Origin of the sequence: Microbacterium paraoxydans, from assembly GCF_020524545.1 — a bacterium.
GTDB lineage: Bacteria > Actinomycetota > Actinomycetes > Actinomycetales > Microbacteriaceae > Microbacterium > Microbacterium paraoxydans_C.
In genome coordinates, this window is record NZ_JAIVLG010000006.1 from 147,384 (window position 1) to 173,119 (window position 25,736).

The 25,736-nt window shown below is 69.0% G+C and carries 22 protein-coding genes; 8 read left to right on the forward strand and 14 right to left on the reverse strand.

What is annotated here, in order from left to right:
• Nucleotides 1-6 precede the first annotated feature (6 nt).
• From LC041_RS13335 to LC041_RS13355, 5 genes are all read left to right on the forward strand, one after another.
• On the forward strand, nt 7-972 hold the full coding sequence (locus LC041_RS13335) for an ABC transporter permease (RefSeq protein WP_226533575.1): 966 nt from the start codon (nt 7-9) through the stop codon (nt 970-972).
• Nucleotides 969-1,871 (forward strand): ABC transporter permease, encoded by a 903-nt coding sequence (locus LC041_RS13340; RefSeq protein ID WP_226533576.1) that lies wholly within the window; start codon nt 969-971, stop codon nt 1,869-1,871. Before LC041_RS13335 ends, LC041_RS13340 begins: the two co-directional genes overlap by 4 nt.
• Nucleotides 1,868-2,875 carry an ABC transporter ATP-binding protein gene (locus tag LC041_RS17385; protein WP_226533577.1) on the forward strand — a complete coding sequence of 336 codons (1,008 nt, stop codon included), beginning with the start codon at nt 1,868-1,870 and terminating at the stop codon, nt 2,873-2,875. The genes LC041_RS13340 and LC041_RS17385 overlap by 4 nt, the downstream gene beginning before the upstream one ends.
• Nucleotides 2,872-3,870 (forward strand): ABC transporter ATP-binding protein, encoded by a 999-nt coding sequence (locus LC041_RS13350; RefSeq protein ID WP_226533578.1) that lies wholly within the window; start codon nt 2,872-2,874, stop codon nt 3,868-3,870. The genes LC041_RS17385 and LC041_RS13350 overlap by 4 nt, the downstream gene beginning before the upstream one ends.
• A gap of 104 nt (nt 3,871-3,974) precedes the next feature.
• Complete coding sequence (locus LC041_RS13355; RefSeq protein ID WP_226533579.1) at nt 3,975-5,060, forward strand: tartrate dehydrogenase; 1,086 nt, start codon at nt 3,975-3,977, stop codon at nt 5,058-5,060.
• A 94-nt stretch (nt 5,061-5,154) separates the two neighbouring features.
• Here the strand turns inward: LC041_RS13355 and LC041_RS13360 are convergent, their stop codons facing one another.
• The 3 genes from LC041_RS13360 to LC041_RS13370 all read right to left on the reverse strand — a co-directional run bounded on the left by LC041_RS13360 (nt 5,155) and on the right by LC041_RS13370 (nt 8,636).
• Entirely contained in the window at nt 5,155-5,592 is a 438-nt protein-coding gene (locus LC041_RS13360) for a VOC family protein (protein WP_226533580.1), read from the reverse strand.
• 9 nt (nt 5,593-5,601) lie between these two features.
• Entirely contained in the window at nt 5,602-5,952 is a 351-nt protein-coding gene (locus tag LC041_RS13365) for a TraR/DksA family transcriptional regulator (RefSeq protein ID WP_226533581.1), read from the reverse strand.
• 137 nt (nt 5,953-6,089) lie between these two features.
• On the reverse strand, nt 6,090-8,636 hold the full coding sequence (locus tag LC041_RS13370) for an MMPL family transporter (RefSeq protein ID WP_226533582.1): 2,547 nt from the start codon (nt 8,634-8,636) through the stop codon (nt 6,090-6,092).
• Nucleotides 8,637-8,705: 69 nt separating this feature from the next.
• Between LC041_RS13370 and LC041_RS13375 the strand changes: the two genes are divergently transcribed.
• Nucleotides 8,706-9,278, forward strand: coding sequence for a TetR/AcrR family transcriptional regulator (locus LC041_RS13375; RefSeq protein WP_226533583.1), 573 nt, complete (start codon nt 8,706-8,708; stop codon nt 9,276-9,278).
• Nucleotides 9,279-9,313: 35 nt separating this feature from the next.
• Here the strand turns inward: LC041_RS13375 and LC041_RS13380 are convergent, their stop codons facing one another.
• Together LC041_RS13380 and purL are read right to left on the reverse strand one after the other, a co-directional pair.
• Nucleotides 9,314-9,454, reverse strand: a complete 141-nt coding sequence (locus tag LC041_RS13380) for a hypothetical protein (protein ID WP_165875457.1) — start codon at nt 9,452-9,454, stop codon at nt 9,314-9,316.
• Nucleotides 9,451-11,781: a phosphoribosylformylglycinamidine synthase subunit PurL gene (purL, locus tag LC041_RS13385; RefSeq protein ID WP_226533584.1), complete on the reverse strand. Its 2,331-nt coding sequence runs from the start codon at nt 11,779-11,781 to the stop codon at nt 9,451-9,453. Before purL ends, LC041_RS13380 begins: the two co-directional genes overlap by 4 nt.
• A 136-nt stretch (nt 11,782-11,917) precedes the next feature.
• On the opposite strand from purL, the gene LC041_RS13390 reads away from it, so the two are divergent.
• On the forward strand, nt 11,918-12,988 hold the full coding sequence (locus LC041_RS13390; protein WP_226533585.1) for a hypothetical protein: 1,071 nt from the start codon (nt 11,918-11,920) through the stop codon (nt 12,986-12,988).
• A gap of 149 nt (nt 12,989-13,137) precedes the next feature.
• Here LC041_RS13390 and LC041_RS13395 read toward each other — a convergent pair whose 3' ends face one another.
• The 9 genes from LC041_RS13395 to LC041_RS13435 form a co-directional block, all read right to left on the reverse strand.
• Entirely contained in the window at nt 13,138-13,866 is a 729-nt protein-coding gene (locus LC041_RS13395; protein ID WP_226533586.1) for an SGNH/GDSL hydrolase family protein, read from the reverse strand.
• Entirely contained in the window at nt 13,863-15,038 is a 1,176-nt protein-coding gene (locus LC041_RS13400) for a DUF4185 domain-containing protein (RefSeq protein ID WP_226533587.1), read from the reverse strand. Before LC041_RS13400 ends, LC041_RS13395 begins: the two co-directional genes overlap by 4 nt.
• Nucleotides 15,039-15,088: 50 nt before the next feature.
• Nucleotides 15,089-17,206 (reverse strand): hypothetical protein, encoded by a 2,118-nt coding sequence (locus tag LC041_RS13405; protein WP_226533588.1) that lies wholly within the window; start codon nt 17,204-17,206, stop codon nt 15,089-15,091.
• Between the two features lie 25 nt (nt 17,207-17,231).
• Nucleotides 17,232-18,044 carry a carbohydrate ABC transporter permease gene (locus tag LC041_RS13410; RefSeq protein WP_226533589.1) on the reverse strand — a complete coding sequence of 271 codons (813 nt, stop codon included), beginning with the start codon at nt 18,042-18,044 and terminating at the stop codon, nt 17,232-17,234.
• A complete protein-coding gene (locus tag LC041_RS13415; RefSeq protein WP_226533590.1) occupies nt 18,044-18,919 on the reverse strand; it encodes a carbohydrate ABC transporter permease in 876 nt (291 codons plus the stop codon). Before LC041_RS13415 ends, LC041_RS13410 begins: the two co-directional genes overlap by 1 nt.
• An 8-nt stretch (nt 18,920-18,927) precedes the next feature.
• Entirely contained in the window at nt 18,928-20,196 is a 1,269-nt protein-coding gene (locus tag LC041_RS13420) for an ABC transporter substrate-binding protein (protein ID WP_226533591.1), read from the reverse strand.
• 130 nt (nt 20,197-20,326) lie between these two features.
• Entirely contained in the window at nt 20,327-22,165 is a 1,839-nt protein-coding gene (locus tag LC041_RS13425) for a class I mannose-6-phosphate isomerase (protein ID WP_226533592.1), read from the reverse strand.
• A complete protein-coding gene (locus LC041_RS13430) occupies nt 22,162-23,043 on the reverse strand; it encodes an ROK family protein (RefSeq protein ID WP_226533593.1) in 882 nt (293 codons plus the stop codon). Before LC041_RS13430 ends, LC041_RS13425 begins: the two co-directional genes overlap by 4 nt.
• Nucleotides 23,044-23,224: 181 nt before the next feature.
• On the reverse strand, nt 23,225-24,247 hold the full coding sequence (locus tag LC041_RS13435) for a LacI family DNA-binding transcriptional regulator (protein ID WP_226533594.1): 1,023 nt from the start codon (nt 24,245-24,247) through the stop codon (nt 23,225-23,227).
• A gap of 263 nt (nt 24,248-24,510) precedes the next feature.
• Here LC041_RS13435 and LC041_RS13440 point away from each other — a divergent pair, with 263 nt between their 5' ends.
• Nucleotides 24,511-25,698 (forward strand): MalY/PatB family protein, encoded by a 1,188-nt coding sequence (locus LC041_RS13440; RefSeq protein ID WP_226533595.1) that lies wholly within the window; start codon nt 24,511-24,513, stop codon nt 25,696-25,698.
• Nucleotides 25,699-25,736 lie beyond the last annotated feature (38 nt).

The window sequence follows — 25,736 nt, forward strand, 5'->3', positions numbered from 1 at the left end:
GACGACGTGATCACCTTCATCACACGGCGAGTGCTGTACTCGGTGCCGGTGATCCTCGTCGCCTCGTTCATCCTGTTCTGGGCGGTGCGCTCGACGTTCGATCCGCTCGCGAAGCTCCGGCAGGCGCAGGATCCGACGGCGGTCGCCCGGGAGATCGAGCGGCTGGGACTCGACCGCTCGATCCCCGAGCAGTACTTCCTCTGGCTGCGTGCGATGGTGACAGGCGACTGGGGGGTGAGCACCCGCACCGGCACCCCTGTGCTGCCCCTGATCGGCGAGGCGCTGTGGCCGACCCTCCAGCTCGCGTTCTGGGGGCTCGTCGCCGCCGTGCTGATCGCCGGAGGCGTGAGCGTCTACTCGGCCGTGCGGCAGTACTCGCTCGGCGACAACCTGCTCACCGGAGCCTCGTACATCGGCATCGCGATGCCGGCGTTCTGGTTCGGGCTGATCCTCATCCAGACCTTCGCAGTGTGGCCGAAGGAGCAGTTCGGGCTCAGCGAGCCGCCCCTGTTCTTCATCGGACTGCATTCTCCGGGGCAGACGGGCGTGCTCGACTACATCCGCCATCTGGTGCTGCCGGTCGCCGCACTGATGATCGCTCTCGTCGCGTCCTGGAGCCGGTTCGGGCGCGCGGCCATGCTCGACGCGCTGTCGAGCGACTACGTGCGCACGGCACGGGCGAAGGGCGTCCCGCGGCGACAGGTCATCTGGCGGCATGCGGTGCGCAACTCGCTCGCGCCGTTCGTGACGGTCGTGGCACTGGATGCCGCGATCCTGATCGGCGGACTCGTCGTGACCGAGCAGATCTTCGCGATCCCGGGCATGGGGCGGCTGTTCCTGCAGTCCCTGGTCGCCGGCGACGTGTTCGTGCTGCTGCCGTGGATGCTCGTGGTCGCGGTCGCGGTGGTCCTCAGCAATCTGATCGCCGACATCGCCTACGCGGTGCTCGACCCGAGAGTGAGGCTGTCATGAGTGGTGCAGGCATCGCCGGAAGCGAGGAGCTGCTCACCGAGCAGGACCCGCAGAAGGCCCCCACCCGCCAGCTGCTGAAGGGCTTCCTCCGGCACCGACTCGGCGTGGTGAGCCTGGTCGTCCTCGTGATCCTGCTGATCGCGTGCTTCGGCGCCGGTCTGATCGCACCCTACGCGCAGGGGCAACAGGACCTGCTGCTCGGACCGACGCCGCCGTCGGCGGAGCACTGGCTCGGGACCGACGAGCTCGGGCGCGACTACTTCAGTGAGATCCTGTTCGCGGGCCAGGTGTCGCTCGCGATCGGACTCGCGGTGGCATTGCTCGCCACGATCGTCGGCACGGCCCTCGGCGCGATCGCCGGCTACGTCGGCGGCTGGATCGGTGAGCTCCTCATGCGCATCACCGACCTGTTCCTGATCGTCCCCGCCATCGCCCTGCTCGCCGTGATCCTCCAGGGGCTCGGGCCCTCGCCGACGACGATCGTGTTCGCGCTCACCGCTCTGGGCTGGACCTACATCGCCCGTGTCGTCCGCGCCCAGGTGCTCTCGCTGCGGGAGAAGGACTTCATCGACGCGGCCAGGGGCATCGGCGCGTCCGGGCCGCGCATCGTGATCTCGCACCTGCTGCCGAACCTCGCGGGGGTGATCGCCGTCGCGATGAGCCTGGCCGTCGCCTCCTCGATCATCGCCGAATCGACGCTCAGCTTCCTCGGCTTCGGAGTGCAGCCGCCGCAGACCAGCTGGGGGTCGATGCTGAGCCAGGCGGCCGGCTACGTCGGTACGCCCCAGGTGTATCTGCTGTACTTCCCCGGCCTGTTCATCCTCATCACCGTGCTGTGCGTGAACTTCATCGGCGACGGACTGCGCGATGCGCTCGACCCGCAGGGGAAGAACCTGTGAGCGGGCGGGAGGTGCTCCTCGCCGTCGAGGACGTGTCGATCAGCTTCCCGACCGATGCAGGGCTCGCCAGGGCGGTCGAGGGAGTCTCCTTCGTGCTCTACGAGGGCGAGACGGTCGGCATCGTCGGGGAGTCGGGCTCGGGCAAGTCGATGACCGCGATGGCGATCATGGGCCTGCTCCCGAAGAAGGCCGTCGTCACCGGGTCCATCCGCTTCCGCGGTCAGGAGCTGGTCGGGCTCGCGGATGACGAGTTGCGGGAGATCCGCGGCAAGGACATCGCGATCGTGTTCCAGGATGCCCTGACCGCGCTCAACCCGGTCATGCGTGTCGGGGAACAGCTGATCGAGGCCGTGCGCGTGCACCGTCCGGAGTCGACGGCGTCCGAGCGCCGGGCCAGGGCGGTCGAGTTGCTCGACCTGGTCGGCATCCCTTCGCCCGAGCTGCGCGTCGACCGTTATCCGCACGAGTTCTCCGGCGGCATGCGGCAGCGCGTCATGATCGCGATGAGCATCGCGAACGAACCCGATCTGCTGATCGCCGACGAGCCCACGACCGCGCTCGACGTGACGGTGCAGGCGCAGGTGCTCGAGGTGCTGCGCGAGGTGCAGCGGCGCACCGGCACCACCGTGCTGTTGATCACGCACGACCTCGGGGTGGTCGCCGGCACCGCCGACCGCGTGCTCGTGATGTATGCGGGCGGGCTGGTCGAGACGGCCGACGTCGACCCGCTGTTCTACGAGACCGCGCACCCGTACACGGCGGGGCTTCTGGCCTCGCTGCCCCGCATCGACCGGCGGGTGTCGCGGGACGAACGGCTCTATCAGATCGCCGGACAGCCGCCCGTGGCCACCGCCTGGCCCGTCGGATGCCGTTTCGCGCCGCGGTGCGCCCACGCGGTGACAGGCCGCTGCGACGTGGCCGTGCCGGAGGCGGTCGTGGTCGGCGAAGAGCACACGGCCGCCTGCGTGCGGGTCGGCGAGTGGCAGAAGGAGGCCGCGTCATGAGCACTGGTCTGGTCGTCGAGGACCTCGTGAAGGAGTACCGCGTCGGCGGAGGACTCTTCGGCCGGACCCGTGACGTGGTTCAGGCCGTGTCCGAGGTCAGCCTGTCGATCGAGGGCGGACGGACGTTCGGGCTCGTGGGCGAATCCGGATGCGGGAAGTCGTCCCTCGGGCGCAGCGTCGCCCGTCTGCAGTCCAGCGAGGGCGGCGCGATCCGACTCGGCGAGGACGACATCACCCGGGTCGAGGGGACGCGCCTGCGAGCACTGCGTCGCCGCGTGCAGTTCGTGTTCCAAGACCCGTACGCCTCGCTGAACCCGCGCAAGTCGGTGCGGGCGACGCTCACCGAACCGCTCGTGATCCACGGGCTGCATCGCGGGGACCACGACCGCCGCGTCGAGGAACTGCTCGCGCAGGTCGGGCTCGACCCCGCGCACGCCGACCGCTTCCCGCACGAGTTCTCGGGTGGACAACGGCAGCGGATCGGCATCGCCAGGGCGCTCGCGGTGGAACCCGAGGTCATCGTGCTCGACGAGCCGGTCAGTGCGCTCGACGTGAGCGTGCAGGCGGGCGTGCTCAACCTGCTCGATGACCTGCAGCGCGACCTCGGGCTCACGTACCTCTTCATCGCGCACGACCTGTCCGTGGTGCGGCACCTCAGCGACCGGGTCGGGGTCATGTACCTCGGCCGGCTCGTCGAGGAAGGACCCGTCGACGAGCTGTACGAGCGACCGCTGCATCCGTACACGCAGGCGCTGCTGTCGGCCATCCCGGTGCCCGATCCCCGGGCCGAGCGGGCACGCGAGCGCATCGTGCTCACCGGTGACGTACCGAGTCCGGTGTCGCCGCCGAGCGGATGCCGTTTCCGCACGCGCTGCTGGAAGGCCACCGAGATCTGCGCCGAGGTCGTTCCCGTTCTGGAGTCGCCGACCGTGCTGACCTCCGCTCCCACCCACCGCGTCGCGTGCCATCACCCCGCCGAGCGCGACGTGCTCTGACCCCCCCGCCCCTGCGCTGCTCATAGCGCAATATGTCACCTCGAACGAGCGATTCAGGTGACATATCGCGCCCGGAGCAGGGCGCATCCCGGAAGGAACCATCCATGACGACCACACACCGCATCGCCGTGATCGCCGGAGACGGCATCGGCCCCGAGGTCATGCCCGAAGGGCTGCGGGTGCTGCGATCGGCGGCCGCCCGCTTCGACATCGCACTCGAGTTCGAGGAGTTCGACTTCGCGAGCGCCGCATACTGGCAAAGGCACGGGCAGATGCTGCCGGACGACTGGTTCGAGACCCTCCGCGGATTCGACGCGATCTTCTTCGGTGCGGTGGGCTGGCCCGATGTCGTGCCCGATCACGTGAGTCTCTGGGGGAGCCTGATCCAGTTTCGCCGGGCGTTCGACCAGTACGTGAATCTGCGGCCGGTGCGGCTCATGCCCGGCGTCGTGTCGCCGCTCGCCGGACGAGCCCCCGGTGACATCGACTTCTACGTCGTGCGCGAGAACACCGAGGGCGAGTACTCCTCGATCGGCGGTCGCATGTTCGAGGGCACCGACCGCGAGTTCGTGCTGCAGGAGACCGTGATGACCCGCACCGGCGTCGACCGGGTGCTGCGCTACGCGTACGACCTGGCGCAGCGGCGCGCGGCGAAGCACCTGACCTCGGCGACCAAGAGCAACGGCATCTCGATCTCGATGCCCTACTGGGACGAACGGGTGGCCGCGGTCGGCGCCGACTACCCGGACGTGCGCCGCGACCAGTTCCACATCGACATCCTCACCGCGAACTTCGTGCTGCACCCCGACTGGTTCGACGTGGTCGTGGCGAGCAACCTGTTCGGCGACATCCTCTCCGATCTCGGCCCCGCATGCACCGGCACGATCGGCATCGCCCCGAGCGCCAACATCAATCCCGAGGGCGTGTTCCCCAGCCTCTTCGAACCGGTGCACGGCTCGGCGCCCGACATCGCGGGCCAGGGCATCGCCAATCCGATCGGTCAGATCTGGTGCGGTGCGATGATGCTCGAGCACCTCGGATATCCGGAGGCCGGAGCCGCGGTGCTGGCTGCGATCGAAGAGGTACTGGCCCGTGGCGCGGATGCAGCCCCGTTCACACCGGATCTCGGTGGCACGGCCACGACGACCGAGCTGGGGGCGGCGATCGCGGAGGCCCTCGCCGCGATCTGAGGCGCCCCCTCTCTCTCCCCCCGGTTGCGGGATCAAGAGTGCACCTTCGCGAGGCGCTTCCGGCGCGTTTTTGATCCCGCACCGGCGCGACGGGTCAGCTCTTCCGGAGGTCTTGCGCGAACATCACGAGGATGCCGCTGGGGCCGCGGAGGTAGGTGAGCGTGTAAAGGTCCTGATACGTCGCGACGCCGCGGAGCGGGTGGTAGCCGTGGCGGGCGGCGATGGCGAGGGACTCGTCGATGTCGTCGACGGAGAAGGCGATGCGGTGCATCCCGATCTCGTTCGGCAGTGTCGGCGCGGTCTCGATGGCGTCCGGGTGGATGTACTCGAACAGCTCGATCTGGCCGTGCCCGTCGGGGGTCTGCAGCACGGCGATCTTCGCGTGGTTCCCGTCGAGCCCGACCGCGGTCGATGCCCATTCGCCGCTGACCTCGTCACGGCCGAGGACGGTGAGACCGAGGTCGGTGAAGAAGGAGATGGTGGCTTCGAGGTCGCGGACGGCGATGCCGACGTTCTCCAGGGCGATGGGCATGGAAGGATGCTACCCGCCGAGCGTCTCTGCGCACACGACGCAGTACTCCGCGAACGGCCGAACCTCCAGGCGCCCGGCGGGGATGGGCCTTCCGCAGTTCGCGCAGAGGCCGTAGGTCCCGGCATCCACCCGGGCCAGAGCGTCGTCCACCTGGCGGAGTTCGGAAGCCGCCGCCTCGGCGAGACCCGTCAGCCGCGACCACTCCGACGACAGCGTGACGCCCTCCGGGTCGTGCTCGTCGTCGTCGTTCGAGCCCGCGCGATCGTGCATGAGCTCGTCGAGGGCCACAGCCGTCGCCCGTACCCGCTCCTGAGCCCGGGTGCGCAGGGCGACCAGGCGATCCCGCGCGTCGTCCGTCATCCGCTCACTCTAGACACCGCCCCGTCCCCGACACCCCGTCCGACCCTCGGGGTCCGTTCGAATCGCGCAAATGGCTCCATTCGGCACCAGAACCGAGCCATTCAAGCGATTCGAACGGGGGGAGAGGGGGAGGGGGGCTATGCGGGCGGGGGGCTCGTCGGCACGGAGTCGGTCGTGGTCGGCACAGCCACGGCTTTCATACCGGGGTGGTCGCGTTCGAGCGCAGCACCTTCCATGTCGACGTTCGGCAGCAGGCGGTCGAGCCAGCGCGGCAGCCACCAGGCCGAGCGTCCGAGCAGATGCATGAGCGCGGGCATCAGCAGCATCCGCACCACGAACGCGTCGAGCAGCACGCCGAACGCCAGCCCGAAACCGATCGAGCGGATGATCGTCGACTCGGAGAAGATGAACCCGCCGAACACCGACACCATGATGAGCGCGGCGGCGATCACGACCGAGCGTCCGGCGCGGAAGCCCTGCGCGACGGCATCCCGCGCCGAGGCCCCGTGCACATACGCCTCGCGCATGCCGGAGGCGAGGAACAGCTGATAGTCCATCGCGAGCCCGAACAGGATGCCGACGAGGATCACGGGCAGGAAGCTCAGGATCGGCCCGGTGCTGTGCAGCCCGATGATCTCGGCGCCCCAGCCGAACTGGAACACCGCCACGATCAGCCCATAGGTCGCGAAGAGGGAGAGCACGAACCCGCCCGTCGCGATGATCGGCACCAGCAGCGAGCGGAACACCACGATCATGATCAGCAGCGAGAGTCCGACGACGACCGCGAGGTACAGCGGCAGGACTCCGGCCAGGGCCTCCGAGATGTCGATGTTGATCGCGGCCTGACCTGCTACGCCGAGGGTGATCCCGTCGTCGATCGCCGGCATCGAGCGCAGATCCTGCACGAGTGCCTCGGTCGACGCGCTGTTGGGTCCCTCCTCCGGCACGACCTGGAACGCGAGCAGGGCGTTGTCGTCGGAGGTCGCGATCGGTGCGACGGCGGCCACGTCGTCCTGGTCGGCGATGGCCTGCGCGATCGTGACCTGCGTGGCGAGCAGGTCGTCGTCGCCGACCGCGTCGTCGAGGGTCGCGGTGACGAGAAGAGGTCCGTTCGCGCCTGCGCCGAACTGCTCGTCGACGGTCTGGAAGGCGCGGTAACTGGTGGAGTCGCTCGGCTCGCTCGATCCGTCCGGCAGCCCGAGTCGCATCGACATCGCGGGGATCGCGATGATCAGCAGGGCCACGACGCTCACGACGGCCGTGACCACGGCCCGGAGCGTCGACATGCGCTTCACCGGCTTGCCCGCGGCATGCTCTTCGCCGATCGTGCCGCGCGCGCGACGGCTGAGCAGGCGCGGGCCGACGAGGCCGAGGATGGCGGGGGCGAGGGTGATCGCGACGAGCACGGCCACCGCCACGCACACCGCGCCGACCGTTCCCATGAGTCCGAGGAAGGGGACGCCGGTGACGTTGAGGGCGAGGAGGGCGACGATCACCGTCGTGCCGGCGAAGACCACGGCCGTGCCGGAGGTTCCCGTCGCGAGCCCGATGGATTCGCGCACCGGGACGCCGGCGAGCAGCTGCTTCCGGTGCCGGTTCACGATGAACAGGGAGTAGTCGATGCCGACCGCGAGGCCGAGCATGACACCGAGGACGGGGGTGACCGAGGCCATGTTCACCACCCCTGAGAAGGCGAGGGAAGCCGTCACGCCGACTCCCACACCGACGATGGCGGTGACGATCGGGAGGGCGGCGGCGAGGAGAGAGCCCAGCATCACGATGAGGACGATCGCGGCGAACGCGAGGCCGACCGCCTCGCCGACGCCGAAGATCTCCGGGACGCCCTGTGCGATGTCGGTGCCGAAGTCGACCTCGACGCCGTCGATCGGCGCGGATTCGAAGTGGTCGATCGCCCCCTGCTTCACCTCTTCGGAGAGTTCGAGGCGCGGGTCGACGAAGGAGATGTTGACGATGGCGGTCGATCCGTCCTCGGACACCACGCCGATGCCGTCGGCCAGGTCGAGGAGGGTCGTGCCCAGCGCGACCTGAGCGGCGTTCTCGTCCAGTTCGATCCTCTTCGACGCGAGAGTCGCCTGCTGCGCCTCGAGTTCCGCCACCTGTGCGTTCAGTGCCGCCAGCTGCGCGTCGAGGGCGGCCAGCTGCTCCGGGCCGGCTCCGGCCTGTTCCGCCTGGGTGCGGGCGGCGGTGAGCTGCGCGAGCCCGGCATCGAGCTGAGTCCTGCCGTCATCGAGCTGGGTCTGAGCCGCATCCAGCTGCGTGCGGCCGTCGTCGATCTGCGCCTGACCGTCGGCGAGCTTCTGTGCCTGCTCGTCCTGCTGCTGCTGGGCGTCGAAGGGGTCGATCACCCGCGCGACGCCGTCGAGGTCCTCCGCGCTCTCGGCGAGGTCGGAGATCTCCCGCTTCTGCTCGTCGGTGAAGGGCGATCCGTCTGCGGTCCGGTAGACGACCGTGCCGGTGCCGCCGGCGGTGTCAGGGAGCTTGTCGGCGAGCTCGTCGGTGACGGCGCCCGAGGCGGTGCCGGGGATGTCGAAGCTGTTGCTCAGCGTGCCGCCGAGGGTGAGGAAGGCGCCGATGCCGAGGCCGAGGATCAGGACCCACGAGACGATCACCGTCCAGGCTTTGCGCGCAGCGAACGAACCCAGACGGTACAACAGTGATGCCACAGTGGTCTCCTTCAGACTCGAAGATCATACGGCACGTCTCGTCTAGGGATCTGTGGCTATCCTGAACCCATGGCCAATGAGCATCGCAGCGGGCCCGTGCGCAGCACCGCGGCGCGCGAGGCGATCCTCGATGCGACCGCCCGCCTGTTCCATGCACAGGGGTACGACCGACTCACGATCGAGGGCATCGCCAAGGAAGCCGGGGTCGGCAAACAGACCATCTACCGCTGGTGGTCGTCGCGCGGCGCGCTGATCGCGGACTGCCTGGTCGACGGACGCCTCATCCCGATCGACTTCGTCGTGCCCGACACCGGCGACCTCCTCGCCGACGTCGAGACCTGGCTGCAGTCGGTCTTCCGGATCCTCGCGACGCAGCAGGGCCAGGCGCTGCTGCAGTCGCTGGTCGCCGCCGCCGCGGAAGACGCCGCGGTCGGAGCTCACCTCGGAGGAAGCCTCGGTGTCGAGCAGCATCTGTCCGAGCGTCTGCGCGGCGGGATCCGCGACGGCGAGCTGCCGGAGGGCGCCCCCGTGTTGCAGCTCGGCCGGGCGATCCTGGGCGCCATCATCGTGGGGTCGCTCGGCCGCGAGAGTGATGGGCCCGACGGGATCATCGAGCTGATCCGGTACCTCTTCGCACGTTGACGTGCGCGTGTGCCGCGCGGCCGCCGAGCTCGTCCTCAGCCGAGGAGCAGCGTGAGCACGGTCGCACCGCCACCGGCGAGGATCAGCGCGATGATGACGGTCCACGCGACGATGCGGATGCGCCGGTTGCGCTTCTCGCCGAGGTCGCCGTAGTCCTCGCTCAGGTTGTCGCTCATGCGCTGACCTCCGTGACGGTCGGACCGAAGTAGGACGGGAGCGTGGCCTGCGAGCGCTCGCGGAGTTCGGCGGCCGAGACGGTGAAGACGCCCTGGACCTCGAGCTTCGCGCCCTCGTCGTCCGTCACACCGATGCGCATCACCGGGTAGTCGCGTCCCTCGCAGAGTCCGCGGAACTTCACGTCGTCCTCGCGGGGGACGGTCACGATCACGCGCCCGGTCGACTCGGAGAACAGGGCGGAGGCGGCATCCACTCCGTCGCGCTCGATGATCTCGTTCAGCCAGACCCGGGCGCCGACGCCGAAGCGCATGACGCCCTCGGCGAGCGCCTGGGCGAGTCCGCCCTCGGAGAGGTCGTGTGCCGAGGAGATCAGCCACTCGTCGCGAGCCGCGGAGAGCAGTCCGGCCAGGCGCTTCTCCGCCGCGAGGTCGACCGCAGGAGGCAGGCCGCCGAGGTGCTGGTGGACGACCTCGGCCCACGCGGAACCCGAGAGCTCGGTCGAGGTGGTGCCGAGGAGGTAGATGTTCTGGCCCTCGTCCTGCCATCCGGAGGGGATGCGACGCGAGACGTCGTCGATGATGCCGAGTACGCCGACCAGCGGGGTCGGGTGGATCGGCACGTCACCGGTCTGGTTGTAGAACGAGACGTTGCCGCCCGTGACCGGCGTCCCCAGCTCGTAGCACCCGTCGGCCAGGCCGTCGACGGTCTGGCCGAACTGCCACATGACCTCGGGGTTCTCGGGGGAGCCGAAGTTGAGGCAGTCGGTGATGGCCGTGGGCACGGCACCGGTGACGGCGACGTTGCGGTACGCCTCGGCGAGGGCCAGCTGCGCGCCGGCGTACGGGTCGAGCTGGCAGTAGCGGCCGTTGGCGTCGGTCGAGACCGCGAAGCCGAGTCCGGACTCCTCGTCGACGCGGATCATGCCGGCGTCATCGGGGAAGCTCAGCGCCGTGTTGCCGAGCACGTAGTAGTCGTACTGGTTGGTGATCCAGCTGGCGTCGGCGAGGTTCGGGGAGGCGACGATGTCGAGGAACTGCTCGCGCAGCGTCTCCGGGTCGTTCGCGCGGGGCAGGTTCTCGGCGGCGTCCGCCTGGAGGGCATCGATCCACGTCGGGTAGGCGACCGGGCGGTCGTAGACGGGGCCGTCGACCGCGACGGTCGAGGGGTCGACGTCGACGATGCGCTCGCCCTGCCAGTCGATGATGAGGCGTCCATCACCGGTGACCTCGCCGAGCACGGAGGTCTCGACCTCCCACTTGTTCACGACCTCGAGGAACGCGTCCAGCTTCTCTGGCGCGACGATCGCCATCATGCGCTCCTGCGACTCCGACATGAGGATCTCCTCGGCCGTGAGCGTAGGGTCGCGCAGCAGCACGTTGTCGAGCGAGACCTTCATGCCGCTGTTGCCGTTGGCCGCGAGCTCGCTGGTCGCACAGGAGATGCCGGCGGCGCCCAGGTCCTGGATCGCCTCGACGAGCTCGCCGCGGTACAGCTCGAGGCAGCACTCGATGAGCACCTTCTCGGCGAAGGGGTCGCCCACCTGCACCGCGGGGCGCTTGGTCGGGCCGGTGGAGTCGAAGGAGTCGGAGGCGAGGATGCTCGCGCCGCCGATACCGTCGCCGCCCGTGCGAGCGCCGAACAGGACGACCTTGTTGCCGACGCCGGTCGCGTTGGCGAGCTTGAGGTCCTCGTGACGCAGCACGCCCACCGCGAGCGCGTTCACGAGGGGGTTGGCCTGGTAGACGGCATCGAAGACCGTCTCGCCGCCGATGTTCGGCAGTCCCAGGCAGTTGCCGTAGAAGCTGATGCCGCTGGTGACGCCGTGAACGACGCGGGCGGTGTCGGGGTGGTCGACCGCACCGAACCGCAGCGCGTCCATGACCGCGACCGGGCGGGCGCCCATCGAGATGATGTCGCGGACGATGCCGCCGACGCCGGTTGCCGCCCCCTGGAAGGGCTCGATGAACGACGGGTGGTTGTGCGACTCGGCCTTGAAGGTGACGGCCCAGCCCTCGCCGACGTCGACGACGCCCGCGTTCTGCCCCATGCCCACCATGAGGCGTTCCTTCATCTCGTCCGAGACCTTCTGGCCGAAGCGGCGCAGGTAGTTCTTCGACGACTTGTACGAGCAGTGCTCCGACCACATGACGGAGTACATCGCCAGCTCTCCCGAGGTGGGACGGCGGCCGAGGATCTCCTTGATGCGCGCGTACTCGTCGTCCTTGAGCCCGAGGGCGCCGTACGGCTGCTCCTTCTCGGGTGTCGCGATCGCGTTCTCGACGGAGTCGGGGACGTGCTGGTGGGAAGGTGCAGGGGCGGTGGTCACGCGCACTCCAAGGGAAGGGGCCGGCGGGGCGTGTCCAGTCTACCGGCGCGTTCTCGGCCCCGATTCCTGGCGGGCGGCATCGGATCGTTGTACACGGCTCCGCCGACGCGGGCGCCGGGATCCGTAGGGTGGCGGTATGCGCCTGCGTTCTCTCGCTCTTCTCGGTGTCGCCGCCGTCATCGTGCTGTCCGGATGCACTCCGGAGCCGGTGGACTCACCGCGCCCGACGGCGTCGTCTCCGTCTCCGGCGCCGACGCCCACCCAGGAGCCGATCGTCGCTCCGGAAGCAGCGTTCGATGTGACGTGCGACGACGTGTCCGGCGTCGTGACCTCCCTGCTGGGTACCTCGGTCGAAGGGCGGAAGGACGCGTTGCTGCAGGTCAACGCGCCGAACTGGTATCCCGGACCCCCACAGTTCATGATGCAGCGGGCGGGCGGCATCGGGTGCTCGGCGGGGGACTCTGTCAGCCCCGGCGCCGCGGGGAACATGGATCTCGTCTGGGAGATCGTGATCGTTCCGAAGGCGCAGATCATCGTCGACGGCGTCGTCACCCGAGGGGGGCGGTTTCCAGAGCGCGAAGACGTCTGGTGTGGTGACGGCCACTGTCAGGTCAGCCTCCTCGACGGTGACGTGCTGATGACGGGGATGCTCCGAGCGCCGGGGCTCGTCGAGAGCGACGCCGACCGTGTGCGGACTGCGATGGCGGGGCTGCTGGCATCGGCCGCCGGAACACTCCGCGACGTCGAGTACGGGGAGAGTGAGGTCGCCGGATTGGCGTGTGAGAGCCTTCTCACCGCAGAAGAGCTGACCGAGCATCTGGGCACGCCTGTCGAGATCGTCGATTTCACCCGGCTGGGAGGGTGGGGCGTTCCCGCTGAGGTGTACTACGTGAACGGCGGGGGCCGTTACTGCATGTATGCCGAAGGGCAGGACGTCTACGACGACGCCACGTTGCTCTCGTTCACAACCCTCCCGTCGGGTGCGTGGGCGTTCGAGACGCTCGACGGTGAGACCCCTGTCGCCGTCGCGGGTACGGATGCTGCGCTCTCCGGCGTCGACTTCTACGGCCGGCCGGTGCTGGATGTACGCGTCGGGCCAGACTGGCTCCGTTTCGTGACTCCCGAGGGCTCCGACGCTTCCGCGATGACTCCGATCGCCGAGATGGCCATCCAGCACCTCACGCGAGGACGCCCTGCCCCGCAGTGATCACGGCTCCGTCGGCGTCTTCCTGAGTTGCGCGCGGCTGTCGCGGTGAAGAACTCCTCAAATACAGGGGCGTTTCGGCCCGCGGGCGGCCATCCGGCCCCGAGCAGACACATTCTTGAGGAGTTATGCACGCGGCCGCGCGAAGACCGTCACGCGGGTGGCCAGTGCGGATGGCGGGCCACGGCCACGCGTGCAGCCAGATCCGTGCGCACGCGCGAGGAAGGATCGTCGAACCCGAGGGCGTCGGCCCACCCGAGCGCGAGCAGGGCGTGCCCCGCCGCGTTCGGGTGGAAAGCGTCGTCGAGCAGACCCCACGACATGTCGTCGTTGCCGGGCCCGGTCCCCTCCGAGAAGGCGGTGAACGCGGCATGGTGGTCGACCAGGATCGCCCCCTCCCGCACGGCTGCGTCGCGGACCGCCCGCGCGAACTCGCCGATGCGGGCACGATCGGGTGCGTGACGCAGGTCCACGGTCGGCGGCGTCTGCAGCACGGGGATTCCGCCGCCGTCCCGCACGCGGCGGACGACCTCCACGACCGATGCCGTGAACGTCGCCACCTCGACCACAGGGTCGAGCCAGTGCGTGGTGCAGTCGTTCGTGCCGATCATGAGCGTCACGACATCGGGCTGCCAGCGGGCGACGCGACGGTCGAAGTCGTCCAGGATCAGGTCGGCCCGCCACCCGGTGATCGCCGTGTTGATCAGCGTGTCCTGCACCCGACCCACGTCACCGCGGATCAGCTCGTGCAGATGGTCGACGTAGTTGCGGGCGCCGCGGGTGTGGATGAGTCCGTGCGTGATCGAATCACCCGTGAACACCCAGGTGAGCGGTGCTCCGGAGGCGAGGAGCTCCCGGAGCACCGGCAGGTCATCGGTCATCCGGTGACCTTCAGCTGCACGTCGATGAACCGCGGACGGTAGATCGAGGCGTCGTCGTACACGTCGCCCACGTTGTCGAACGTGTTCACGTTGTAGGAGACGAGGATGCGGTTGCCGTGTCGCAGGTTCGGGTGCTCGTGTGCGTTGTAGGTGAACACGTCCGGGTCGCCGTAGCTGCCCAGCGCGCCGGTCTCGGGAGTGCGGTACAGCTCGACGGGATCGGTGAACGGCCCGGTCGGCGAGCATGAGGTGCGCGCCACGATGCGGGTGCTGAACAGTTCGGAGGTGTCCTGCGTCACGAGCAGATACCCATCGCGGAACGACGCCACGCTGAACTCGTTCGCCACGTACGGCACCACGGGCACGGCATCGGCCTCATCCGCCGCCCAGGCCGCGCCGTCCCAGTAGGTCCAGGTGCCCTTGAGGCCGTCCTTGCCCTGCACCTTGGCGACGTAGGCCGAGCGCACCCCGCCGGGGTCGGCGATGCCGTAGATGTAGGTCGTTCCGCGTTCTTCGAGCGTCCAGGAACCCCAGTTGATGCCGGTCGCGGAGGGCAGATCCACGATGCCGTCGAGCTGCAGCGTGCGGCTGTCGAGCGTCGCGAGCCTGTTCGCGGTCCACGCGAAGTCCCACTGCCCGGTGCCGGTGCGTGCGAACTGCAGCAGCGGTACCTGTACCGTGCCGTGACGGCCGGGTGTCGGGTCGCCGATCCAGTACCACTTGCCGTCGGGCTCGGGTGGGATGATGCCGGCCGGCTCCTCGGGTGTGCCGCCCGTGATGGTCGTGAGGTCGCCGCGGCGGTCCTGCACGACCACGGAGTTGTTCACGAAGGGCGAGTCCGTGGGGCGCGACCCGTCGGGGTTCACCGCGCCGAGGAAGGTATCGGAGAAGAACCATCCGGTCTTCCCCTTGCCGAGGGGCAGGGAGTAGGTGCTGTCACCGCCGGTCCACTCCCCGCCGGTGTTCCCGTAGGTCGTGAACGTCTCCGTCAGGTTCTGGTTCACGCTCGCCGTCGCCGTGAGCGTCTTGTCGACGAGCGAGCACTGCCCGCTCCCGTGTCCGCTCCCGTGCCCTCCGCCGGCGGGGACGGTCGCGCTCGCCGGGGCGGCGAACAGGGCGCCGGCGCACAGGGAGGCGGCGGCGAGACCGGCCGCGATCATTCGTCTTCTCATCTCGATCACTCCTTCGTGTTCGTGCGGGTACTGCGTGGTGGTCGGGGAGCTCAGCCGGCGGTATCGGTGATGCCTCCGGAAGCGTCGACGTCGTAGCGGCGGTCGCCGACGCGCAACCCGCGCAGCACCGCCTGCGGGTCGAGCGCGGCGACGCATCCGGCCGCGCGGACCGTGCCGTCCGCCGAGACCGAGACGCCGAACAGAGCCTCGACCACGAGCTCGATCCAGGCGCCGGACGACGAGCACGCCCAGTCGATGATGTACGGCAGCTGCGGGGGCGCCTTGCGGGCACCGCCGTTGATCCCTGGCACGGCCTCCTCCACGAAGTGCGCCTGTCCCATCGGGCCCTGGTTCGCGGTGCGCGACAGCCCTTCGATCCACGAGGTGAGCACCTCGGGAGCGCCGAGGGCGGCGAGCGCACGACCGGCATCCGCCGGCCAGGCGGGGTAGGCACCGTTCCACTGGTGGTCGGGTCGCGGGCTGTAACTGGCATCGGGATCCCACGGGGAGAGGGCGCGCATCCAGTTGTCGGTCTGCAGTTCGCGCTGGAAGAACGAGACCATGTCGTCGCGCACGTCGGGGGTCAGGTCGTCGGCGATCGTGGTCCCGACCACGCTGAAGTCGTAGCAGTGCCGGATCGGCAGCTGGGTGCCGTCGGGCTGTCCCGCGGTGAAGATGCCCTCGCCGGGGACGTAGCGCGCGATCACCGCGGGGAGCAGGGCCTCGGCTTCGGAGCGCAGGCCGGCCGCGGAGGCACCGTCACCCCGCAGTTCGGCGAGCGAGGCCGCCGTGCGCATGCTCCACACGTTCGCGGCGTTGAGGCTCGCGACCTCGTGCGTGTACGAGCTCACACACTCGAGCAGGTTGTCGATCTCGCCGTAGTCGGCCAGGGGCGTCTCACGACGCAGGTCCTTCCACGCGGTCGCCCACTCCCGGACGGATTCGGCCACCGTCCGGTCGCCGACGACCTCGTCGAGGAAGGCCGCGTCTCCGGTGAAGCGCACGTAGTCGTGCACCAGCCGGGTCATCGCGTAGTCGTTGACGGAGTACCACCGGCCGACCGGTCCACCGGTGAGCGACGAGGTGCCGAAGTGCGAGTGGATGTCGAGGGAGATCCAGTGCCGCAGCTGGGAGCGCATCTCGCCCGGGTCGAGCAGGGCGTGGCTCAGGGAGCTCAGGCTGTAGTCCCAGATGAACGTGGTGGTGCCCCAGTAGTTGGGCATGAGGGTGTCGTACGAGCGTCCGAGCACGTTGCCCGCGAAGTCGCGGCGGAACCAGATCACGCCCAGAGCGGCCCACCAGTACAGGCGCCGCAGCGGAGCCGAGCTGGTCTCCAGCACAGGCAGCGCGCCGGTGAACTCTCCGTCGTCGGGGTCGAACGCGGCGTGCAGCTGACGGTTCCAGAACTCCTCGGCACCGGTCACGGCACCGGGCAGGTCAGCCGCGACGAGGTCGTAGGTGCGGGTGGCGTCGGACGCAGAGGCGCCGATCGCCTGCACGTATCCGGTGCGTCCGCTTCCGCCGGCCGGCACGGCGAGCGACACGGTGAGCTCACCGCCGCGGCCGTTTCCTCCGATCCCGGCGTCGAAGGCGTCCGGCAGCTCGGCGACACCGCTCAGTGCGGCGGATCCGCCCACGACCCCCTGCACACTCCAGGCCGCGGCATCCGCCGAGGAGAACACCAGGCGCTCGCCGTCGACGGTCGCGGTGTCGCGCTCCGAGGGCGATTCGGCGTCGAGCCAGGACTCGGCGGAGCGGGTCACGCGGGCGGCGGCCGAGAGCCCGAGCCGCACCACCCGGTCCATCGCCCCGGTGTTGCGCACGACGATGTCGATCGCGACTGCGGTCCTCCCCGGAACGCACACGGTCGTGGTCTCGATCTCGAGCTCCCCCACGGTCGCGCGCCGCACCACTCGGTCGGGCCGCCACTCGTGCGTCACCGGCACGCCGTACGAGGCGAACAGACGGCCGTCCACGAACAGCACCGCCGTCTGGGTGAGCCCCTGCGACACGGGCGGGAACTGCACGGCGCTGACCGCGGTGAGGTCGTGGTCCACGCGCACCGTGCCGAGCATGTTGGTGAGGCCGGTCGGCGCGATCAGGTCGTCGTCGTGATGCGTGACGGCGTCGGCGGCGAGATCCTCGACGGTGGGGATGAGGGGATTCATGATGCCTTTCGAGGCGGAGTGAGGGTCAGTACTGTCCGAGCGCGAGGCCCTTGGCGAAGAACCGCTGGGTGCACAGGAACAGCACCACTGTGGGGAGCGATACGAGCACGGCCGCGGCGAGCACGACCGACATCTGCGCGCCGCCGTAGGTGCTCTGCATGCCGGACAGGGTCGTGATGATGGGGCGGATGTCATCGGACTGGCTGAGCGTGAGGCCCAGCAGCAGGTCGTTCCACACGAAGGTCGCCTGCAGGATGAAGATCGCGACCAGCGCGCTCGACGCCATCGGCAGGTACATGCGGGTGAAGATGCGCCAGGTGGTGGCACCGTCGAGGACCGCGGCCTCGAACACGTTGTGCGCGACGCCGGTGAAGAAATTGCGCATCACGAACGCCGAGAACGGGATCGAGATCACGGTGTAGATCATGATCATGCCCAGGCGGGTGTCGAACAGGCCGGTGCGGGAGTACGCGTCGAACAGCGGCAGCAGCACCATCTGCAGCGGGAACACGGTTCCGCCGAAGATCACCACGAACCAGAGGAAGCCGCGCTTGAGCCGAAGGGCCACGATCGCGAAGCCGGCGGCGGCGCCGATCAGCACCGCGATGGTGGGCGAGACGATCGAGTAGATGAGGGTGCTCACGATGCTGTCGCCGATGCCCGAGAGCTCCAGCGCCTGGCCGAAGTTCTCGAACAGGTGGAAGTCGGTCGGGACCCATGACTCCTTCGAGGTGAAGGTCAGCGGGTCCTTCATCGCGTTCACGACGAGCAGGTACGCGGGCAGCAGCCACACGATCCCGAGGATGACGAGCACCGTGGTGCGGATGATCTTCGACATCACATCTCCTTCTTCGGGGAGAGCTGCTGGCGCAGGTAGAGCACCGAGGCGATCAGGGTGATGACCGTCAGGAACACGGCGATCGCGGAGCCGAGCCCGTAGTCGCTGTTCACGAAGGTCTCCTTGTACATCGTCAGCGCCAGGGTCTCGGAGACCGTGCCCGGGCCGCCCTTGGTCATGCCCCAGACGATGTCGAAGGTCTTCAGGCTCGCGACGATCGAGAGCCCGACGACCACCGCGGTGAGCGGGCGCAGCATCGGCCACAGGATGCTGGTGAACAGGCGCGGGCCCCCGGCGCCGTCGATGCGTGCGGCCTCCAGAGGCTCTTTCGGGATCGCCTGGAGACCGATCGTGAACAGGAGCGCGTTCACGCCGACGCCCTGCCACGACGAGGCGATGATCATGACGATCGTGTTGAGCGGAGCATCCAGCAGCCACCGCGGCGGGTCGGTGATGCCGAACGCCGCGAGTGCCTGGTCGAGCGCGCCGCCTGAGGAGAGGATGAACGACCACACCACGCCGACGCCGATGCCGGAGAGGGCGTAGGGGATGAGGAAGGGGAGGCGCAGCCAGATGCCGCCGCCGAGGTTCCAGGTGAGCAGGGCGATCGCCAGGCCGATGCCGACCGGGACGATGAGCGTGCCGATGACCCAGAGCACGGTGTTCAGGGCCGAGCCCACGAAGTCGCCGTCGGTGAACATCTCGACGTAGTTGTCGAGGCCGATCCACTTCGGGCTGCCGAGTCCGTTGTACTTCGTGAAGCTGAGGAACACCGTCCACAGCAGCGGGAGGTAGAGCAGGACCGCGACCAGGATCACGCCCGGGGCGACGAAGCCCCGGGCGGACCACTGGTACGGCGTCTTCTGGTGCGCCATCCGCTCGCTTACTCCTGCTCTGCCCAGTACTTGTCAGCCGTGGCCTGGATCTTCTCCAGGAACGGCATCGGGTCTCCGGGGTTGGCGTTGAAGGCACCGAACTGCTCGATCGCGGTCGTCACGATCTCGGTGGGCATGGCCTCGAAGAACCGGTCGTAGAGCGAGTAGCCGTCGCCGGCGATCTGCTCCCCGATCTCGGCCAGGGCGGGGTCGGACACCTCCGTCTTCGGGTTGAACGCCACGTCGCCGTGCGCGTCGTTCCAGGCCGTCTGGGCTTCGGGCGACATCCACCACTCGGCGTAGGCGAGACCGAGGTCGCGCTGCTTCGAGTTCTCGGCCGTGCAGATCGGACCGGACTCGACGGCCACCGGCGTGGTGTCGAGGTCGCTGTTGACCGCAGGGATCGCGAACATCCCGTAGTCGTCGGAGGTCATGCCGGCGCCCTCGAGGTTGCCCGCGAAGAACGTGCCGAAGTTGATCATGGCGTAGTCGCCCTGCTTGAGGCCGACGGCGGGGTCGGTCGTGCTGCCCGCGTCGCTGAACCAGCCGTTCTGCTGCTCCTCGAGCCACACGTTCATGATGTCGACGATCTCGGGATCGGTGTACTTGACCTCGCCCGTGGTGAGGCCGGCATACAGGTCGGGGTCGGTGGAGGCGACCAGGTGCTGGAACCACTGGAAGGTGAACAGCACACTGGTCTGGTAGTACGGGGTGACCCCGGCGGACTTCAGCGTCTCGGCCGCCGTGTTCAGCTCGTCCCAGGTGGTGGGCACGTCGACGCCGTTGTCAGCGAAGGCGGCCTTGTTGTAGAACATGATCCAGTAGGCGATGTTCATCGGCACGCAGTACTGCTTGCCGTCGAAGGTGTAGCTGTCGCGCAGGTCCTCGCTCACCCAGCCCTCGTCGACCGCCTTCGTCCAGATGTCGGTGGTCTCGGCGACCAGTCCTTCATCGACGAGCTGCTTGAGCGAATCGCCGGTGTGCCACGTGAACAGGCCGGGCGACTTGTCGGTGCGGAACGACTGCTTGATGAAGGCGTCGTACTGGTTGGCGTCGGAGTAACCCGTGGTCTTGAGCGTGATGTCGACGGCGTCGCCGCTGACCTCGTTGAGCGACTCGAAGTCGGGCTTCCACGCCGCCTTGTCGGTGTAGAAGTTGAGCGTGCCGGTCACCTCGCCGGCCTCTCCGGAACCGGAGTCGCCGGCGCACCCGGCGAGAGCCAGGGTGCCCAGGAGGAGACCGGCCGCGGCTGCGGCGATCGTGCGTCGCGAAATCATTCAGAACTCCCTTGTTCGTTTGGTATCGTTACCAGAAATCTGGTTTCACGCTACCAAGGTGATGGATGCGGTGCAAGGGATTCCTGTGGTGGGAGTCCCCGGCGCTGGATGCTGCGTGGTGCCTCGGTGTTCAGTTGTCACTCGTGCGCGAGCCGCGCACGTAGGCCTTGACGGTCGCGAAGCGGGCGCTGCGCGAGTTCTCGGTCCGTTCGATCCGGTACGGTCCCACGGCGGCCGGCACGATGAACGTCTCGGCGTAGTGGATCACGAAGGGCGCGAAGGCGTCGGTCGGACTCACCACGCGCACCTCGTCCCCCTCGACCAGGTTGAGCACGTTGACCGTGCCCTCGGTGTCGTGGTCGGCGCCCTGTTCGAACCAGTGCCGGCGCACCTCGATGAACTCCAGTTCGTGCAGGCCGGTGCTCTCCTCGATGACGTCGCCGTCGGTGCGGATGGTCTCGACCTGGTCGAGGAGGTTGTCGCCGACCCAGGTCGTGTCGCGGTCCCACTGGATGTTGCGGGCGCCGTGGTCGAGGTGGACGGGGCGGGGGACGCCGTCGAGGCCGACACGGCCCCAGTCCCAGAGCTTGAAGGTGAAGATGAACGGCGTCGCCGAGATCTCCAGCACCATCGAGTTCGCACCCGAGCAGTGGATGGTGCCCGCGGGGATCGCGAAGTGGTCGTGCTTGCGGGCCGGGAAGGAGTTGACGTACTTGTCGGCGGGGAACGGGTGCTCGCCGTCCTGAGCCGTCGCGAGGTCCTGCAGCATCTCGGTGCGGTCGACGCCCTCCTTCGTGCCCAGGTAGACCACGGCGTCGTCGCCGACATCGAGCATGTAGTAGCTCTCGTCCTGCGTGTAGTGCATGCCGAACGTGTTCTGGATGTAGTCGGTGAGCGGATGCACCTGCAGGCTGAGGTTGCCGCCGTCCATGGTGTCGAGGAAGTCGAAGCGGATCGGGAACTCCGCACCGAAGCGCGAGAAGGTCTTCGCGCCGAGCAGATCGACCGGGCGGCTGAACACCAGGTCGAGCGCCGGGATCTCGACGACTCCGCCCTCGCCCTCCAGCAGCAGCGAGTTCTCCTCGGGGACGCAGTCGAAGCACCACGCGTAGTTGTCCTTCGACGGGTCGAGCCCGATGAGGTTCTTCATCCACTGCCCGCCCCAGACGCCGGGGTCGAAGAACGGCACGACGCGGAAGGGCCGATGCGCGGCGTCCTGGAGGGCCTGCCGGAAGGCGGTGCCCGTGATCATGCCCGCCTCCGGGGAATCCGGGTGCGGCTCGGCGGGGGCGATCGCGTTGCCGTCGAGCACGAAGTCGAGGGTCTCGAAGAGGCTGCGCTTGTGGCGGTCGGCGACGCGCCACTCCACGAAGAAGCCGCGCTTGTACTTGCGCAGGTTGTCTTCCGAGGCGTTGTCCGCGCGCCAGTTCGTGGCACCCTTGCGCTGGCGGAGCTGGATCTCCCAGCGGGCCATGTCGACGAGCACCGTCGCGGCAGAGCCGGCCAGACGCGGTGCGAGGAGAGCGGCGCCCCAGCCGATCACGACGGTCGGGGTCTGCGTGATGCCTGCGGCGAGGGCGTCGAGCTGCGCGGCGTCGTAGAAGTCGTCGAGGGTGAAGTGGCTCATGACGCCGAAGACCCGGTCGTCGGTGAGGTTCGGGGCGATCAGCTGCTCCACCTCGGCGACCGGGCGAGCCGCGGTCTCGACGTCCTGCACGGTCCACTCCGGCAGGGCGGAGCGTACCTGTGCCGTCAGGGTCGCCAGGTCGACGCCCGGGTACGTGTCCACGAGGAGCACGGGGGCGGTGCCGGTCACCCGGGCGCAGGCCTCGGCGAGCTCGGCCGCGGCGGTCCAGCCCTCGTCGCCGCGGAGGATGCGCTCGCCGTCGGGCAGGGCCACGGTGGGCTGGGTGTCGTAGCGACCTCGGGTCGTGTGCCCTTCGTGCATGTCGCTGATCGGGGTGGTCACTTTTCCTCCTGCGGTGTTGCGGTGTGAGTGATCGTCGCGCGGGCCAGGACGCTGAGTCCGCGGGCGACGGCGAGTTCGGGCTCCGGCGGGACGACGAAGCGCGGAGGCGTCATCGAGGGCCAGAGGTGTTCGCGGACGTGGGCTTCGATCGGCGCGCGGACCGCGTCTCCCGCACGGAGGATCCCCCCGGAGAGGATCACCACGGACGGGTCGTAGGAGTGCACGAGGGTCGTGACGACCGCGCCCCACACGTGCAGGAACCTTGCTCGGAGCGCCGGGTGCGCCTCGGTGGTGAAGACCGCGCTCATCGTGACGGCGTCCGGGAGGGCGCGCGTGCTCGCCAGGGCCTCTCCGCAGCCGACGTTGCCGCACGGGCAGAGGGGGCCGTCGAGGTCGACGGTGAGGTGTCCGCCGAGGATGCCGGCGTGCCCGGTGCGGCCGCGCAGGGGTGTGCCGTCGATCAGGGCCGCCGTGCCGATCCCGGTGCCGAGGGTGACGAGCACCGCATCGCGCTCTCCGGGTGCGCTGCCCGACGACGTCTCGCCGATCAGGGCGGCCCTGGCGTCGTTCTCGACAGTGGCGGGAAGCCCGAACTCCGTCACGGACCAGGCGCTCAGGTCGAAGTCGCGGAGGAAGTCGTACTTGGCGTTGGCGTGCAGCATGCGCCCGGAGTGGGGGTCTACGACGCCGGGCACGGCGATGCCGACGGCCTCGGCGGGACGATGCGCTTCGTCGAGGAGCCGGTGGGCTGCGGTGGCGGCTGCGGCGAGGTCTGCGGTCGTTCCTTCGATGCGGACGCTGTGGGAAGCGGCGACACGGCCGCCGTCGATCAGGGCGAGCTTGATCTCGGTGCCCCCGAAATCGATGCACAGCTCCATCGGTCCTCCTCGTCGAATGATTGGTAACGTTATCAACGCGGTGGCGGGGTGTCAACACCTCGCACGAACGTCGGGAGCTTTGCTGCTTGCACGGCCCGTCGACCCGGATCTTCCCGACGCCTGTACCTGCTCCCGACAGATGTGCTCGGAGCCCGCGCGGAGACGGTTGCGTCAGGTGGGCTCAGCGCACCCCGCGGAGTGACACCGGGAGCTCGAGCTCGCGGGCCGCGGCGTCGAGCTTTCCGCCATCGAGACGGTCGAGCAGCAGGCGCGTGGCCGCGCGGCCGAGTTCGCGCGGGTCGTGGTCGATCACGCTGATCGGCACCGGGGAGAGCTCGGCGAGCTCGAAGTCGTCGAAGCTCACGATCTCGGGGAAGTCGCTCGCGTGGCGTGACCCGGCGTTCAACTGCGCGCTGATCTCCTTCAAGGCACCGATCGCGTTGCGGTTGTTGGCGCAGAAGATCGCGGTGGGCGGATGCGCGGCGTCGAGGAGGGCGCGGGTGGCGTCGCGGGCCTGGTCCACGGTCTGCTGATTCGTGGCGACGATGTCCGGGTCGACTGTCAGACCGTGCTCCGACAGGGCGCGGACGAAGCCGGCGTAGCGGCGCTCGCCGGTGAAGATCGAGAGCGCGTTGCCGAGGTAGCCGATGCGGGTGTGGCCGTGATCGATGAGCGCGGTCGTGCCGCGGTGGGCGCCGTCGTCGTCCGCGAGCACGACGCTGTCCGCGGCGAGACCTTCGATGCGGCGGGAGGCGAGAACCACGGGAACGCCCTGACTCTGCGAGTGGGCGAGGTGCGCGGAGGAGGTGCCGGCGGGGACGACGATGAGCCCGTCGACGCGGCGGCCGAGGAAGTCGCCCACGAGGTCGGCCTCGCGCGCGGCATCCTCCGAGGTGTTCCCGAGCAGGATGCGCCGACCCGTCAGGGCTGCTTCCTCCTCCACGCCCAAGGCGAAGGTGCTGTAGTACGGGTTGGCGATGTTCGTGATCGCGACGCCGATGAGCCCGCTGCTGTGGCCGGGGCGGATGCTGCGGGCGTTCTCGTTGCGGTGGTAGCCGAGTTCCGCGACGGCCGCCATGACCCGCTGCTGCACGTCGGGCTTCACATTCAGTCCACCGGAGAGGGTGCGCGACACGGTCATGGGGCTCACGCCCGCGCGGGTCGCGACCTCCTTGACGGTCGGGCGGCGCGCTCGTTCGCTCATCACTGCCCTCCGAGGTGTGGGTCGCCGATCAAGGGAACGTTACCAGCGGGGCGGGCTGCAGCGCTGCGCGTTCACAACTCCTCGAGAATCCGGTCGATTCGGTCTGTCCGGCCCTGCACCGCGCCGAATGGGCTCGATCCTGCGGAGTTGTGAACGCGCCAGACCTGAGCCCCGCCCCGAGAAGCCTCGTCATGCGCCGAAATCTGACCCGCGCCGGCACGCGGCCGTCCGTAGATTGGTCGGATCCTGCCGTGGAGGAGACCATGCCTGACGACTGTCCGTCGCATCCGTTCGATGCGCGCACCCGAGTGCAGCTCGATCGTCCGCAGAGCCGCAAGTGGAGCCTGCATCCGGGGCGGATCGGGGCGTGGGTGGCGGAGATGGACTTCGGGATCGCGCCCGAGATCGCCGAGGCGCTGCACCGGGCCGTCGAGGACGAGAACCTCGGCTACCTGTCGCCCCCGCAGGCCGCAGAACTCGGCGAGGCCACCGCCGCGTGGATGCGGAGCGAGTACGACTGGGCGGTCGACCCCGAAAGGGTGCACCCGGTGTCGGATGTGATGGCGGCGCTCGGGGTCGCGGTGCGGGAGTACGCGCCCGCGGGGTCGCCGGTGATCGTGCCCACTCCGGCCTACATGCCGTTCTTGACATATCTTCCCGCGATCGGGCATCCGGTCATCGAGGTCCCGGGCATCGAGGTCGACGGGCGGTGGCGGCACGACCTGCAGCGCATCGACGAGGCCTTCGCCGCGGGGGCACGCACGCTCGTGCTCTGCAATCCGCACAACCCCACCGGCACGCTGGTCGGCCGCGAGGAGCTCGAGGCGATCGCGGAGGTGGTGGAGCGGCACGGCGGGCGGGTGTTCGCGGATGAGATCCATGCTCCGCTCCGCTACGACGGCGCCCCGTTCGTGCCCTACGCCTCGGTGTCGGAGGCGACCGCCGCGCACACCGTCACGGGGACGAGCGCCTCGAAGGCGTGGAACATCCCCGGGCTGAAGACCGCCCAGCTGATCACCTCGAACGAGGCCGACCAGGCGCTGTACCGACGGTTCGGGTTCGCGGTGCAGCACGGTGCGTCGACGTTGGGGGTCGTCGCGTCGACTGCCGCGTACCGTCACGGCCGCCCATGGCTGGCGGACGTGATCTCGTACCTCGACGGGTCGCGGCGTGTGCTGGCGTCGCTGGTGGACGAACACCTGCCCGGAGCGCGCTATCGGGTGCCCGAGGCGACGTACATCGGCTGGATCGACACCGCTGCGCTGGACCTCCCCGTGCCGCCCGCCGAGTTCTTCCGTGAACGGGCGGGGGTCGTGCTCACCGAAGGGCGGTTGCTGGGGCGCGGCGCGGAGCACCATGTGCGAGTCGTGTTCGCGACGCCTCGACCCATCCTCGAGGAGGCTGTCGCGGCGATGGGCGCGGCTGTGCGCAAAGCCGGTCTCCTGCGCTGACGGGATCTGCTTCGGACGCCCGTCCGAAGGTGTCAAGG